This window comes from Novosphingobium sp. (assembly GCF_031417815.1).
Classification (GTDB): Bacteria; Pseudomonadota; Alphaproteobacteria; order Sphingomonadales; family Sphingomonadaceae; genus Novosphingobium.
The window spans coordinates 1-12,791 of sequence record NZ_JANOWI010000041.1; the positions used below are offsets into that span (position 1 = coordinate 1).

Annotated in this window: 15 protein-coding genes; 9 read left to right on the forward strand and 6 right to left on the reverse strand. The window is 62.4% G+C overall.

The window, feature by feature from the left end:
• Positions 1–1,262: molecular chaperone DnaK (dnaK, locus tag RMN99_RS09775; RefSeq protein WP_309623126.1), on the reverse strand; the 1,262-nt coding region annotated here is incomplete at its 3' end.
• A gap of 175 nt (positions 1,263–1,437) precedes the next feature.
• Between dnaK and RMN99_RS09780 the strand changes: the two genes are divergently transcribed.
• The 4 genes from RMN99_RS09780 to RMN99_RS09795 all read left to right on the forward strand — a co-directional run bounded on the left by RMN99_RS09780 (position 1,438) and on the right by RMN99_RS09795 (position 3,144).
• A complete protein-coding gene (locus RMN99_RS09780; protein ID WP_309623127.1) occupies positions 1,438–1,938 on the forward strand; it encodes a copper chaperone PCu(A)C in 501 nt (166 codons plus the stop codon).
• 62 nt (positions 1,939–2,000) lie between these two features.
• Positions 2,001–2,429, forward strand: coding sequence for a vgr related protein (locus RMN99_RS09785; RefSeq protein WP_309623128.1), 429 nt, complete (start codon positions 2,001–2,003; stop codon positions 2,427–2,429).
• A 37-nt stretch (positions 2,430–2,466) separates the two neighbouring features.
• A complete protein-coding gene (locus tag RMN99_RS09790; RefSeq protein ID WP_309623129.1) occupies positions 2,467–2,748 on the forward strand; it encodes an AbrB/MazE/SpoVT family DNA-binding domain-containing protein in 282 nt (93 codons plus the stop codon).
• Between the two features lie 3 nt (positions 2,749–2,751).
• On the forward strand, positions 2,752–3,144 hold the full coding sequence (locus RMN99_RS09795; RefSeq protein WP_309623130.1) for a PIN domain-containing protein: 393 nt from the start codon (positions 2,752–2,754) through the stop codon (positions 3,142–3,144).
• On the opposite strand, the gene grpE is transcribed toward RMN99_RS09795, so the two are convergent.
• Entirely contained in the window at positions 3,145–3,711 is a 567-nt protein-coding gene (gene grpE, locus RMN99_RS09800) for a nucleotide exchange factor GrpE (protein ID WP_309623131.1), read from the reverse strand.
• A gap of 19 nt (positions 3,712–3,730) precedes the next feature.
• On the reverse strand, positions 3,731–4,774 hold the full coding sequence (gene hrcA, locus RMN99_RS09805) for a heat-inducible transcriptional repressor HrcA (RefSeq protein WP_309623132.1): 1,044 nt from the start codon (positions 4,772–4,774) through the stop codon (positions 3,731–3,733).
• Positions 4,775–4,854: 80 nt separating this feature from the next.
• Here hrcA and rph point away from each other — a divergent pair, with 80 nt between their 5' ends.
• Both rph and rdgB read left to right on the forward strand, forming a co-directional pair.
• Positions 4,855–5,568, forward strand: coding sequence for a ribonuclease PH (rph, locus tag RMN99_RS09810; RefSeq protein WP_309623133.1), 714 nt, complete (start codon positions 4,855–4,857; stop codon positions 5,566–5,568).
• A gap of 166 nt (positions 5,569–5,734) precedes the next feature.
• Positions 5,735–6,376, forward strand: a complete 642-nt coding sequence (gene rdgB / locus RMN99_RS09815; protein WP_309623134.1) for an RdgB/HAM1 family non-canonical purine NTP pyrophosphatase — start codon at positions 5,735–5,737, stop codon at positions 6,374–6,376.
• Here the strand turns inward: rdgB and RMN99_RS09820 are convergent.
• Positions 6,361–6,981, reverse strand: coding sequence for a CAP domain-containing protein (locus RMN99_RS09820; RefSeq protein ID WP_309623135.1), 621 nt, complete (start codon positions 6,979–6,981; stop codon positions 6,361–6,363). The genes rdgB and RMN99_RS09820 overlap by 16 nt on opposite strands.
• A 44-nt stretch (positions 6,982–7,025) precedes the next feature.
• On the opposite strand from RMN99_RS09820, the gene hemW reads away from it, so the two are divergent.
• From hemW to RMN99_RS09835, 3 genes are all read left to right on the forward strand, one after another.
• Positions 7,026–8,177: a radical SAM family heme chaperone HemW gene (gene hemW / locus RMN99_RS09825; protein ID WP_309623136.1), complete on the forward strand. Its 1,152-nt coding sequence runs from the start codon at positions 7,026–7,028 to the stop codon at positions 8,175–8,177.
• Positions 8,174–9,073 (forward strand): tyrosine recombinase XerC, encoded by a 900-nt coding sequence (locus tag RMN99_RS09830; RefSeq protein WP_309623137.1) that lies wholly within the window; start codon positions 8,174–8,176, stop codon positions 9,071–9,073. Before hemW ends, RMN99_RS09830 begins: the two co-directional genes overlap by 4 nt.
• A gap of 76 nt (positions 9,074–9,149) precedes the next feature.
• Positions 9,150–10,544: a serine protease gene (locus RMN99_RS09835; RefSeq protein WP_309623138.1), complete on the forward strand. Its 1,395-nt coding sequence runs from the start codon at positions 9,150–9,152 to the stop codon at positions 10,542–10,544.
• Positions 10,545–10,608: 64 nt separating this feature from the next.
• On the opposite strand, the gene RMN99_RS09840 is transcribed toward RMN99_RS09835, so the two are convergent.
• On the reverse strand, positions 10,609–10,803 hold the full coding sequence (locus RMN99_RS09840; RefSeq protein ID WP_309623139.1) for a hypothetical protein: 195 nt from the start codon (positions 10,801–10,803) through the stop codon (positions 10,609–10,611).
• A 31-nt stretch (positions 10,804–10,834) separates the two neighbouring features.
• Positions 10,835–12,760 (reverse strand): TIR domain-containing protein, encoded by a 1,926-nt coding sequence (locus RMN99_RS09845; protein WP_309623140.1) that lies wholly within the window; start codon positions 12,758–12,760, stop codon positions 10,835–10,837.
• Between the last annotated feature and the right edge of the window lie 31 nt (positions 12,761–12,791).

The window sequence follows — 12,791 nt, forward strand, 5'->3', positions numbered from 1 at the left end:
TTCTTGGTCGGGATCGTGGTGTTGCGATCGATCATCCGGGTGAACACGCCGCCCAGCGTTTCGATGCCTAGCGACAACGGGGTCACATCGAGCAGCAGCACGTCCTTGACATCGCCCTGCAGCACGCCGGCCTGGATCGCCGCGCCCATGGCGACGACTTCATCCGGGTTCACGCCGGTGTGCGGTTCCTTGCCGAAGAATTCCTTCACCACTTCGCGCACGCGCGGCATGCGCGTCATGCCGCCCACCAGCACCACATCGTCGATGTCGGAGGCTTTGAGCCCGGCATCAGACAGTGCCTTCTTCATCGGTTCCTTGGTCCGCTCGATCAGGTTCGCGACCATCTTTTCAAGATCGGCGCGGGTAATCGTTTCCACCAGGTGGAGCGGCGTGGTGGTGCCGCCTTCCATGCGTGCGGTGATGAACGGCAGGTTGATTTCGGTCGAAGCGGTGCTCGACAGCTCGATCTTGGCCTTTTCCGCCGCTTCCTTCAGCCGCTGCAGCGCAAGCTTGTCGGTGCGAAGGTCCATGCCCTCCTTCTTCTTGAACTGCTCGGCAAGATATTCGACGATCACGTTGTCAAAATCTTCGCCGCCCAGGAAAGTATCGCCGTTGGTGCTCTTCACTTCAAACACGCCGTCGCCGATCTCAAGGATCGAAACGTCGAAAGTGCCGCCGCCAAGATCGTAGACCGCAATGGTCTTGCCGTCGTTCTTGTCGAGGCCATAGGCCAGCGCGGCCGCAGTCGGCTCGTTGATGATCCGCAGCACTTCAAGGCCCGCGATCTGGCCGGCGTCCTTGGTCGCCTGACGCTGTGCATCGTTGAAATATGCCGGCACGGTGATCACGGCCTGGGTAACCGTTTCGCCAAGATAGGCCTCGGCGGTTTCCTTCATCTTCTGAAGGATGAACGCGCTGATCTGGCTGGGCGAATAGTCTTCGCCGCCGGCCTTGACCCAGGCATCGCCATTCTTGCCCTTGACGATGGTATTGGGAACCAGCTCGGTGTCCTTCTTGGTCACCGGATCGTCAAAGCGGCGGCCGATCAGGCGCTTCACCGCGAAAATCGTGTTGTCACCATTGGTCACCGCCTGCCGTTTGGCCGGCTGACCGATCAGGCGTTCACCGTCCTTGGTGAAAGCGACGATCGAAGGCGTGGTGCGCGCGCCTTCCGAATTTTCGATGACCTTGGGCTTGCCGCCATCCATCACCGCAACGCAGCTGTTGGTCGTGCCAAGGTCGATACCGATTACTTTAGCCATTTGAACCCCATCCTTAGGTTAGACATGACACCGCGTTTTTCGCCTCCCACCAATGCAGCAAGGCGGCTCTGCGGCTCTTTACAGGGTGGGATATAGGAGCGGTTTTGCTTGGCACAAGGGCCGCAGGCGACTAGTCAGACGGCCTGAGCCAACCGTCCCCGAAAGGACCATCTCCGTGCCGCTTTTCAAACGCTTTGCCCTGCCTATGTTCGCTGGCATTGCCGCGCTTTCACTTGCCGCCTGCCAGAGCGAGGCACCTAGCGATGAGGCCACGGCCACCGCTGGGCCCGAGGCCAAGCCGGGGGTGAAGATCACCGGTGCCCGCGTTGTTTTGCCGGGCGTCGCGGGCAATCCGGGCGCAGCCTATTTCAGCCTCGATAACCAGGGCGACGCTGCCGTTACGATCGCGGTTGTCGCGGTCGAGGGCAGCGGCCGCACCGAACTGCATGCGGGTGATATGAAGGTGCTTGATGGGGGCAAGGCAGAAGCCAGGACTCACCTCGATTTCGTTCAGGGCGGCCCGCACGTAATGCTGTTCGATGTCAGCGACCGGCTGAAAGCTGGCGACCAGACCGAACTGACGGTCACCTTCTCCGATGGCGACAAGATGTCGGTCCCGGCCAAGGTCGAATCGATGGGCACGGCCGCGATGGGCGCGATGGAGCACAAGAACTGAGCGAAAGCGCCCTCACCTGCCCCGCAGGCGGCGAACGGTCGCTGACCGCGGGGGAAATTGCGATGGTGCGCGGCGTGTTCGGCGCTGCCATCGACGTGTCGCGAGTGATGATCCGCCGTCGCCGCTGGTGGTGGCTGCAACCGCGCAGGGTCACCATGGCGCCCACCGGGCACCTGCATTTCCACCCGGCATCGGACAACTATTGCGAGGATTTCAGCACCGCCGCACCACGTCAGCAGGCCCACTTCATCCACGAGATGACGCATGTCTGGCAAAGCCAGCGTCGCGGCTGGTGGTACCTGCCGCTGGTCGGGCCATTCCAGCGCAAGTATTCCTATCGGCTCAAGCCGGGCAAAAAGCTGACCGATTACAACATCGAGCAGCAGGCCGAGATTGTGGCCCACGCGTTCATGCTGCGAATGGGGTGGAAAGTGGATGGCGACCCTTCACTCAGTGCGCTTGAGGTGCTGTTGCCATTTGCACATAATTGATATACATTTTTCAAATTGTATATCCAAAAGGTGTGGAATGGAACAGTTTAAAGTCGCCAAGTGGGGCAACAGTTTGGCGGTTCGCCTGCCTAGCAAGATGGTCAAGCGGTTGGGCCTCAAGGAAGGCGACTCCCTTCCTGCGGAAGTTCTGCTTGGCGGAGCAGCGATCCGTGCCCAGCTGATAGCGGAACGTGAGGCCAGCAAAATGACCCGAGAAGAGGCGACGGCGCGAATCCGCGCGGGGAGAAAGGACTTCCCCTTGAATCTCAGACCCGAAGATTGGAAGATTAGCCGGAACGACCCTGATACCCGGGGCTGATCTTTGGCCCATTTCGCGGATACCAACATCGCGGTTTACGCACTACTTCCGGGGGCTCGGGCAGACGAGGCACTGGCGGCGCTCGGCGGCGCGACGATAAGCGTCCAAGTCCTCAACGAGTTTGCAAATGTTGCCTTGCGTAAATTCGGATTGGATCAGTTGAGGCTGAACGAAAAGATCTCCGAAATCCGTTTCGAAGTTGACAGAATTATGCCCGTCACCGAAGAAACCCATGATCTTGCAAGAAAAATCGTGTTTCGCTACAAACTCAGCTTCTACGACAGTGCCCTTATCGCCTCGGCCCTGCTGGCAGACTGCGACACATTCTACAGCGAAGACCTGCAGCACGGCCTGCTGATCGAAAGCCAGCTTCGGGTCGTTAATCCGTTCGCCTGATCAATCCGGCTTTTTCGCCACGGCCACCATTGCAGGGCGCAGCAAGCGGTCCTTGATCATGTAGCCGGCTTGCAGTTCCTGCAACACCGTGCCCGGTGCGGCGTCGGCGCTGGGGACTTCGAGCATCGCCTGGTGCTGGTTGGGATCGAGCGGCAGCCCGGTTGCGGCGATGCGGCTGATGCCGTGGAGGCCGAAAACCTTGTCGAGTTCGCGCGAAGTAGCCTCGATCCCGGCGACCAGACCTTTCAGCCGGTCATCTTCACGCAATTCCTGAGGAATGACATCCAAGGCGCGGACAAGGTTGTCTGCCACGCTCAGCATGTCGCGGGCAAAGCCGGTTGCGGCATAGGCCCGTGCGTCGGCGATGTCCTTTTCCAGGCGGCGCCGCACGTTCTGCGTTTCAGCCTTGGCGTAAAGCATTTCCTGCTTTGCCGCATCCAGATCCTCGCGCAGCCGGTCGAGCGCTTCGTCCAGCCGGCTTTCCGATTTTTCCAGCAGTTCGTCCGGTACGCCTGCCAGTTCGGCTTCGACCGCCGGATCGCCCTGCGGTTGCTTTTCGTCGCTCATCTCTATCAAAAACCCGTGTTTAGCCGATCAATTTGCCCAGTGACTGGGCCGTGAAATCCACCATGGGGACGAGCCGCGCATAATTCAACCGTGTCGGGCCGATAACCCCCACCACGCCAACCACTTTACCATCGCGGTCACGATAAGGTGAGGCGATCACGGACGAGCCCGAAAGCGCGAACAACCGGTTCTCTGCGCCGATGAATATCCGCGTCGCGTCAGCTTCGCGCGCCGCATCGAGCAGTTCGGCGACCGATTGCTTGTTTTCCAGATCGTCAAGCAATTGCCGCACGCGTTCGAGATCAGACATCGCCGCTTCATCGAGCAGGTTGGAGGCACCGCGAACGATCAATACCGGGCGGTTGGCCGCATCCGCACTCCACACCGCGAGGCCCCGCTCTACCAGATCGCGGCTGGCGGTGTCGAGCGCAGAGTGGCCCCCAGCAATCTCGGCCCTGATCGCCCGCACCGCTTCGGCCAAAGTGCGTCCGCCCAGATGCGCGGAAATATAGTTCGATGCCTGCTCCAGCGCACCCGGCGGCACGTCTGCCGGCACAGCGATCACGCGGTTCTCGATCGAGCCATCGGCGCCGACCAGCACCGCCAGCGCCTGCCCGGCGGCCAGTGCGACCAGCTGCAGCTGCGCCAGCCGTGGTTCGCGCTGCGGAACCATGACCACGCCGGCGGCGGCGGAAAGTTCGGACAGCAGCGTGCTGGTCGCGGTCAGCGCGGCTTCGATCGGCCCGGGCTGGCCCAGCCGGCTTTCGATCGCCGCGCGTTCCTCTGCGGTGGGTTCGGCCACCTGCATCATTCCATCGACAAACAGCCGCAGGCCCTGCTCGGTCGGCAGGCGGCCGGCACTGGTATGCGGCGCGGCGAGCAGGCCCAGCCCTTCCAGCTCATGCAGGACCGAGCGGATCGAGGCGGGTGAGAGGTTGAGGCCCCCTGCCCCGGCCAGCGTTTTCGATCCCATCGTCTGCCCGGTCGAAAGATAGCCTTCCACCACCAGGCGAAATATGTCGCGGGCGCGGGTGCTGAGTTCGGTGATCGGGGGGGATACCATGGTGTCAATGTAGTCCGCGCCCTTGCAGGCTCAACCCCGTTGCGCCAAAGCCCGCGTGATAAGTCAAAAAAGGAAACCCCATGCGACCTTCCGGCCGCGCGCCCGACGAGATGCGCGTTATCGCTTTCGAGCCGCACTATACCAAGCACGCGGAAGGATCGGTGCTGGTCAGCTTTGGCCACACCAAGGTTATCTGCACCGCATCGGTCGAAGAACGCCTGCCGCCGTGGCTGCGCGGCAAGGGCGAAGGCTGGGTAACGGCGGAATATTCGATGCTACCCCGCGCCACTCACACGCGCGGGTCGCGCGAAGCTGCAAAGGGCAAGCAAAGCGGGCGGACGCAGGAAATCCAGCGACTGATCGGGCGGTCCTTGCGATCCGTGACCGATCTCAAGAAGCTTGGTGAACGTCAGATCACGCTCGATTGCGATGTGATCCAGGCCGACGGCGGCACCCGCACGGCGGCGATTTCAGGGGCCTGGGTGGCGCTGCGGATTGCGGTCGCCAAGTTGATGCTTGATGGTGTGATCAAAGAGGATCCGCTAACCCGCAAGGTCGCGGCGGTCAGCTGCGGGATTTTCAAGGGCAACCCGGTGCTCGATCTTGATTATGACGAAGACAGCGCCGCCGATGCCGATGCCAATTTCGTGTTGATCGAAGGCGGCCAGATCGCCGAAGTCCAGGCCACCGCCGAAGGCGCGACCTATGACGAGGAAGCGCTGCTGCGCCTGCTGCGTCTGGCGCGGATCGGTTGCGATCGGATTTTTGCGGCGCAGGATGCGGCGGTGAAGTGAGGGAGCTTGGATCCTCTCCATTTTTACGCAGTGCAAATGGGGAGGTGGCATTTGCGCAGCAAATGACGGAGGGGTATCGGCCCTCGCGCCATTATCCCTCCGTCTCGCCCTTCGGGCGATCCACCTCCCCATTTGTGGCATTCACCAAAAATGGAGAGGAACTCTCATGACCCGCAAGCTCGGCTCTGAAACGCTGGTCATTGCCACGCACAATTCGGGAAAACTGAAGGAAATTGGCGCACTGCTGGCGCCTTACGGGATGAACTGCATCTCGGCCGGATCGCTCGGGCGGCCCGAGCCGGCCGAGACCGGCAAGACCTTCATCGACAACGCGCTGATCAAGGCGCGCGCTGCGGCAGAAAGTTCAGGCCTGCCCGCGCTGTCCGACGATTCAGGCCTGTGCGTCGATGCGCTGGATGGCCGGCCCGGTGTCTACACCGCCGATTGGGCCGAGCGGCAATGGTTCGAAGGCAAAGCCGGCCGCGATTGGTACATGGCGATGGGCAAAGTCGAAGGCATGCTGGCCGAGCTTGGCCCCGAAGCCGACCGCTCGTGCCATTTCGTCTGCGTGCTGGCGATCGCCTGGCCCGATGGCGAGCACGCAGTCTACGAAGGCCGCGCCCTGGGCACCCTCACCTGGCCGCCGCGCGGAACCATGGGGTTCGGGTATGATCCGGTGTTCGTGCCGCTGGGCGAAACGCGCACCTTTGCCGAGCATGACCCGCAAGAAAAGCACCGCATCAGCCACCGCGCGCAGGCTTTTGCCATGCTGGTTGCTGAACAGTTCGGTGTTCAGGGCACCCGCTGACCCATCACATTTCCGGCCGGGAAATACCGGCACACCAGCACATCCTTGCCCGCGCCGGTCGCCTTGGCGCAGCCGAGCTGCTGGGTACCCGGCCAGATCAGCTGGGTGTAATGACCGACATCGGCCCATTTACCGGTGGACGAGACATCGGGAAACTTGCCGGGGCGGAAATACTGACGCTCACCGATAAACGCACCGATCATCTGTTCGGGCGTATAATAACCGGACGTTCCCATCCACAGGTTCTCGCCTACATTGCCGCGATTTTGCGAATGTTCGAACAGGCCTTTGGAAGCCAGGGTGGTTGCCCATTGGGCAGCCTGGCTCGAAAGCGCGCGGTTCCAGGTCAGCGGCGCAATTCCAAGCCGTTTGCGCTCGATGTTGTGAGCGGCCAGCAGGCGCCCTTCGAACGAGCCCGGCTCGATCATTGGGGTCGGCGCCGGCGTTGGGGTTGCCTGCACAGTGGGAACAGCAACGGGAACCGCGACTTTCTTCTTCCTGCGGGTCAGTTCGGCCTTGAGCGCTTCGGCGCTGGGCGGAAGCGCGGCAGTCAGTGGAACCGCGAGCATAACCAGCAGCATGGCGGCAATAGCGGTGTTCTTCATCCCTCATCCTTGACATAGCAGCCTGAACCTCGCCTGTAACGGCAATGCCCCGCGCCCTTTACATCCATTGGCCGTTTTGCCTCGCAAAATGTCCCTATTGCGATTTCAACAGCCATGTCCGCGATAATGTGGACATTCCGCATTGGCGCAAGGCCTTGTTTTCAGACCTGCACCACGAAGCGCCTTTCGCAGGCGATGAGCCGCTTAGTTCGATCTTTTTCGGCGGCGGCACGCCATCGTTGATGCCGCCTGAGCTGGTTGGAGAGCTGATCCACGAAGCGTCGAACCTCTTTGGCTTTACCGAAGGGATCGAGATCACGCTGGAGGCGAATCCATCGTCGGTCGAAGCGGCCAACTTTGCCGATCTCGCCAGCGCCGGGATCAACCGGGTCTCGCTGGGCCTGCAATCGCTGGACGATTCGGCGCTTACGTTTCTGGGCCGCTTGCACAATGCAAACGAAGGTCTGGCCGCGCTGGATGTGGCGCAAAAGCATTTCGGTCGCGTCAATTTCGATCTGATCTATGCCCTGCCCGGCCAGACCCAGGCGCAATGGACCGACCAGCTTGAAGCGGCGATCGGCCTGGGCACCGGGCATCTCTCGCTTTATCAGCTGACGATCGAGCCCGGCACGCGGTTCGCCACGATGGTGCGCCAGAACGACTTCACGCCGCTCGGCGAGGATGCGTCTGCCGATATGTTCGCGCTCACCCGGCAGATTACGCGCGAGGCTGGCTTGCCCGCTTACGAGGTGAGCAATCACGCCCGCCTCGGCGAGGAAAGCCGCCACAACCTGATCTACTGGCGCTATCAGGACTATCACGGCATCGGCCCGGGGGCGCATGGTCGCCGCTTTGGCCACGCCACCACCCGCCATCGCAAGCCGGAAAACTGGCTGGCCGCAGTCGACAGTATGGGCAATGGCATTCAGCAAGAAGACCTTCTCGAAGCCGCCGTGGCCGCCAGCGAGGCGATGCTGATGGGGCTGCGGCTGGCCGAAGGGGTCGACCTTGCCGCGCTTGGCACCCGTTTTGGATTTGCCGCCGATGCGCTGTGCGATCACGCCAAGCTGGCGTTTTACACCCAGCAAGGACTGGCCTGGCAGAAAGGCGCGCGGATCGGGATTAGCGAAGCCGGAATGCCGCTGCTTGACGGTTTGCTGGGGGAACTGGTCCCGGCGGCGCTGGTATCGGCATGACACGCGAGGCCGTGCTGGCGGCGTGGCATGATTACCTGGCGCAGGGGCGCCGCCGCTCGCCGCATACGGTCCGGGCCTATGTCGCCACGGCAGCGCGTCTGATTGATACGGCAGCGCTGGACAGTTGGTCCGCCCTCGCCCGGATCGATGGTGTTGCATTGCGCGCGCAGCTCGCCCGGCGCCGGGCTGCTGGACTGACCAATGCCAGTGCGGCGCGCGAACTTTCCGCGCTCAAGGCCTTCATCGCCTTTGCCCGTGAGCAGGCCGGCTGCGCCGATCCTGCCCCGCCGCGGATGCGCGGCCCCAGGATCAAGAAAGGTCTGCCCCGCCCGGTTACGCCTGATGAGGCGGTGAGTCTTGCCGCTGCGGTGCACGAGGATGCCAGCGAGGAATGGATCGGCGCGCGCGACCGCGCGGTGCTGCTGCTGCTCTATGGCGCCGGTTTGCGGATTGCCGAGGCGTTATCGCTGACCGGGGCGGCGGTGCCGCTGGGTGAAACGCTGGTGGTCACCGGCAAAGGCAACAAGCAGCGCATGGTGCCGGTGCTGCCGATCGTGGCGCAGGGCGTGGCTGACTATGCCGCCAAATGTCCCTGGCCGATCGAGAAGGCCGCGCCGCTGTTTCACGGGGCCAAAGGTGGACCGCTCAGCCAGGGTATGGTGCAGAAAGCCATGGCGCGCGCGCGCATCGCGCTGGGCCTGCCTGCCAGCGCCACGCCGCACGCGTTGCGTCACTCTTTCGCAACGCATTTGCTGGGTGCGGGTGCCGATTTGCGGTCTTTGCAGGAACTGCTCGGCCATGCCAGTCTCGGCTCAACCCAGATCTACACCAAGGTCGATGCCGCCGTGCTGCTGGATGTCTATCGCCACGCCCACCCCCGCGCAGCGCACGACTGAGCGCTGCTGGATGATCTTGACTTCGCCCGGTGCGCAGCGTCTAATCAGTGCGGTCGCAGGTGGGAGGGAATTCTCCATGAACCGTGCCCGGATAATCCTGACATTGCTTGGCGCAACCGCCCTGGCTTCAAGCGCCCCGCTGTTTTCGCAGGACGAAGAGGCAGAGGATGCGACCGAAATGATTGCGGCCGAGGACGCCGCCGAAGCCGAAACCGTCAACAACGATGACGACGAAGTTGACTGGGAAGACGACGCCGACGACGAGGATGTCGACGAAGACATCAACGACGATGGCTTTGATGACAGTCTTTCCGATGACGCAGTAGCAATCGAGGCCGGTGATGATCAGGACGCCGATGCGCTGGAATTCATCTACGACGATCCTGATGACGTCGCTTTCGATGAAGACGATGCCTATGACCTTGACGGCGACGGCAACGACGATCCCGACGATGCGCCCGCGCTGTTCCAGGACCGCCTTCCCACCATCCGGTTGCCGGATGGAATGGAAGCCGACGAACTGGCGCGCGAACCCAGGCCGGGGTTGCCGTTTGCCGAAATAGCCGGATCGGTCGGCATGCGCGAAGGCGCAGTCACATGGGCCGCCCGCAGCGGCACGCCGAAATTCCAGGCCGAAATCCGCTATGTTCAGGATCCGCGTGACTGGGCCAAGCCACCCACCGCCAATCAGGCGCCACCGCAGGGTGCGCAGCCATGGGAAGCCCAGCACATTTGCGGCGGCGCGCTGATCGCCAATGATTGGGTTATCACGGCTGCCCATTGCGTAATCCCGGACCAGATCGAGCAGGGCATGGAAGTGGTGCTGGGTGAGCACAACATCGCCAGACCTTCCCGGGACCGCGTGTTCAAAGTCACCCGCGTCGTCTATCACGAAGGGTACTACAATACCCGCACCTGGCACACGCTCGACATGTACAAGCACGATATTGCTTTGCTGCATATCGAACGCCGCGGCGGCGCGGGGCTCAGCGACAAGTTTGACACCGTCCCGCTCTATTCGGGCGACTTGCCGACGACCGAAACCTTTCTTTCAACCCTGGGTTGGGGGGTGGTTAGCAGGACGCAAGACCTTCAAGCCACGCGCAACGCCGGTTCAGCCGTGTTGTTTCGCGCCGATGTGAAGCTGCTCGACCCTAAGGCCTGCAATGTCATCTTGCGCGAGAATGATGGCAGACCGCCTGATCTGCTCAACCGGATGAACAATTTCGTGATGTGCGGCGGCCAGACCAACAGCAAGGCCTGCAAGGGTGACAGCGGCGGCCCGGTGATTTTCACCAATGGTCCTGCTCGCCTGGTCGGGATCGTTTCATGGACCAAGACCAATTCCTGCGGCAACAAGAACAAGCCGGGTGTCTATACCTGGATCAAGCCGTACCGGAAATGGATCGACAAGGCGATGGACGCGCCAGCGGGCCGTGGCCATTGGCTGGTCGTCAGGCCCCCGCAATAAGGCCGGAGCGCGAAGGCGTGGCCGGAGGACACATCAGCGTCCCCCGGCCCACCCATATTGCTTGTCAGGGTTGGGGCTTGATACCGCCGCTGGTGGTTTCGTCACCTGCATCGGTGGCCGTGGCGGCGTCACCGCTGTCTGCGGTCGCTTCGGCGCTGGCTTCGGCGGTGGCCGTCGCTTCGGCTACAGGCGCCTTGTCGCCGCAGCCACCAAGCATCAGTGCGCTCGCGGCAGCGGCGCTCATCATGATCTTCTTCATAGGATATCCCCTTCGTTGTTGCACGAGCAGGCTAGCCGAAACCGAGCCCGGATAGCAATTGCTTAAAATCGGCCCGCGCTCTCAGCGGAGCGAGCATCGGATCGGTATAGGCCAGCGCCAGCCCGACATCCCCGATCTCGCGGGCGTGGAGCAGTTTCGCCATTGCTTCGTCGGCCTGGCCCGATTGCGCCTCAATCTGCGCTTGCTGATAGGTGGCCGCATCGCCGAATTCAGCGATGAGCTTGTCGGCGGCGACCTTTGCTGCGGCGGCGTCTCCCATCCGGCTGGCGGCGATTGCAAGACCGGTGAGGCGTATCAATGCATCGGGTTCGGCCACATATTCGCTACGCGCCTCGGTGAATTTGCCTTGCTGGATCAGGGCATCACCGATGATTCCATGCGCTCCATCGAGTTTCGGGTTGAGCGATATGGCCTTGCGTGCGCGGTCAATCGCGCTTGCCCAGTTCCCGGCACAGTTGGCGGCATAGCCAGCAATCCGGTGCGCGCCAGGGTTGAGCGGATCAAGCTTGATCGCCCGCGCCACCGCCAGTTCGGCCTCGCCGAAGCGTCCGCTTTGCGCCGCGAAGATGCCGCACAGCGTCATGACCGTCGCATCGCCCTGGCCAAGCTGCCGGGCCTTTTCGAACGGCACCAGCGCTGCCCGCAAATCAAGCTTGCCCTGAACGAAAACATAGCCGAGCGTAGACTGGGAAATCGCCAGATCGGGCGCCAGCGCAACGGCTTTGCGGGCTGATTCCAGTGCATCATCATAGCTGCTCTTGAATTCGCTAGCCTTGCCGTAGGAATTGGTGATCACAATCAGGGTTCGCGCGCGGGCGGCATGCGCTGCGGCGAATTTGCCATCCTCGGCCAGTGCCGCTTCGTATTGCGCCAGCGCGGCGCGGTAGGCTGCTTCACCCGAACGTAGCGCATAATAGGCGTTGCCGCGCAGGAAGGCGTCATAGGCTTTGAGATTTGAAGTGCCGCCGGGGGTTGTTCCATTCTGCTTGCCGCCCGAAACGGTCTGCGCGGCGAGCGCTCCGGCCACGGCTTCGGCTATCTCGTCCTGCACCGCGAAGACATCGCCGATCAGCTTGTCAAACTCCTCGTCCCACGGCGAGGTTCCGGTTTTGCCGTCGGTCAAGGTCGAGGAAATTCTGAGTTGCTCGCCCGATTGGCGCACACTGCCCGAAAGCACGAACGCCACCCCCAGTCTTGCTGCTACCGCCTTCAGATCGGCGATTCCGTCTTTCGCCACGGTCGAGATTGAGGTGGGCGCAAGCACAAGTAGTTTGGCATTGCGCGCCAGGGTGGATCGGATCTGCTCCGAGATCCCTTCAGAAAAATAGTCCTTGCCGCGGTCGCCGCTGAGGTTGCGGAATGGTAGCACTGCGACACTTCCCGCTGCAGCCATCGCGGCAGTCGGTTTGAACAGCGCCCACCCGGCCAGTGCCGCGCCGCCAACAAGCACAGCCCCGCCGCTGCCAATCAGCGCCCGGCGTGAAATGCCCGTCAGCTTTGGCAGCGGCATCGGCTCTGCATGCGCCTGCCCGGCAAAGCCGTGCACGGCCCGCACCGCGCGCTCGATCTCAGGCGCTCCGGCCTTGCCGTGCCACTTGCTGATATTGATTGTCTGGAACTGGCGGAACCCCAGCGGGGCGTGCGTGCCATCGATGGTCAGCGGCACCAGGCAGCTGCGCTCACGCCCGCGAGTTGCCTCATCGCGCACCCAATGCGACAGCACGGAGGTTTTTGACCACAGCACAACCACGGCGTCGGCGCTTTCCAGGGCAGCCTCGGTCGTGGGCAGGAAGGTATCGCCGCCTTCCAGCAGCCCGTCCCACCACACCTTGATCCCGGCCGCTTCAAGCGCCTTGATCACCGGCAATGCGCGCTTCTGATCCTCGCGCGAATAGCTCAGGAAAACTGTCGCGGCCTGATCGCCATCGAGCAGCATAGTTACATACCTCTGCTCATTTACGCGCGAC

Excerpts from the sequence above, each read along its gene's own strand:
- RMN99_RS09785 (WP_309623128.1), top strand. The coding sequence starts at position 2,001 with ATGGTGCGCGGCGTGTTCGGCGCTGCCATCGACGTGTCGCGAGTGATG.
- RMN99_RS09790 (WP_309623129.1), top strand. The coding sequence starts at position 2,467 with ATGGAACAGTTTAAAGTCGCCAAGTGGGGCAACAGTTTGGCGGTTCGC.
- grpE (WP_309623131.1), bottom strand. The coding sequence starts at position 3,711 with ATGAGCGACGAAAAGCAACCGCAGGGCGATCCGGCGGTCGAAGCCGAA.
- hrcA (WP_309623132.1), bottom strand. The coding sequence starts at position 4,774 with ATGGTATCCCCCCCGATCACCGAACTCAGCACCCGCGCCCGCGACATA.
- rph (WP_309623133.1), top strand. The coding sequence starts at position 4,855 with ATGCGACCTTCCGGCCGCGCGCCCGACGAGATGCGCGTTATCGCTTTC.
- rdgB (WP_309623134.1), top strand. The coding sequence starts at position 5,735 with ATGACCCGCAAGCTCGGCTCTGAAACGCTGGTCATTGCCACGCACAAT.
- RMN99_RS09820 (WP_309623135.1), bottom strand. The coding sequence starts at position 6,981 with ATGAAGAACACCGCTATTGCCGCCATGCTGCTGGTTATGCTCGCGGTT.
- hemW (WP_309623136.1), top strand. The coding sequence starts at position 7,026 with ATGCCCCGCGCCCTTTACATCCATTGGCCGTTTTGCCTCGCAAAATGT.
- RMN99_RS09830 (WP_309623137.1), top strand. The coding sequence starts at position 8,174 with ATGACACGCGAGGCCGTGCTGGCGGCGTGGCATGATTACCTGGCGCAG.
- RMN99_RS09835 (WP_309623138.1), top strand. The coding sequence starts at position 9,150 with ATGAACCGTGCCCGGATAATCCTGACATTGCTTGGCGCAACCGCCCTG.
- RMN99_RS09840 (WP_309623139.1), bottom strand. The coding sequence starts at position 10,803 with ATGAAGAAGATCATGATGAGCGCCGCTGCCGCGAGCGCACTGATGCTT.
- RMN99_RS09845 (WP_309623140.1), bottom strand. The coding sequence starts at position 12,760 with ATGCTGCTCGATGGCGATCAGGCCGCGACAGTTTTCCTGAGCTATTCG.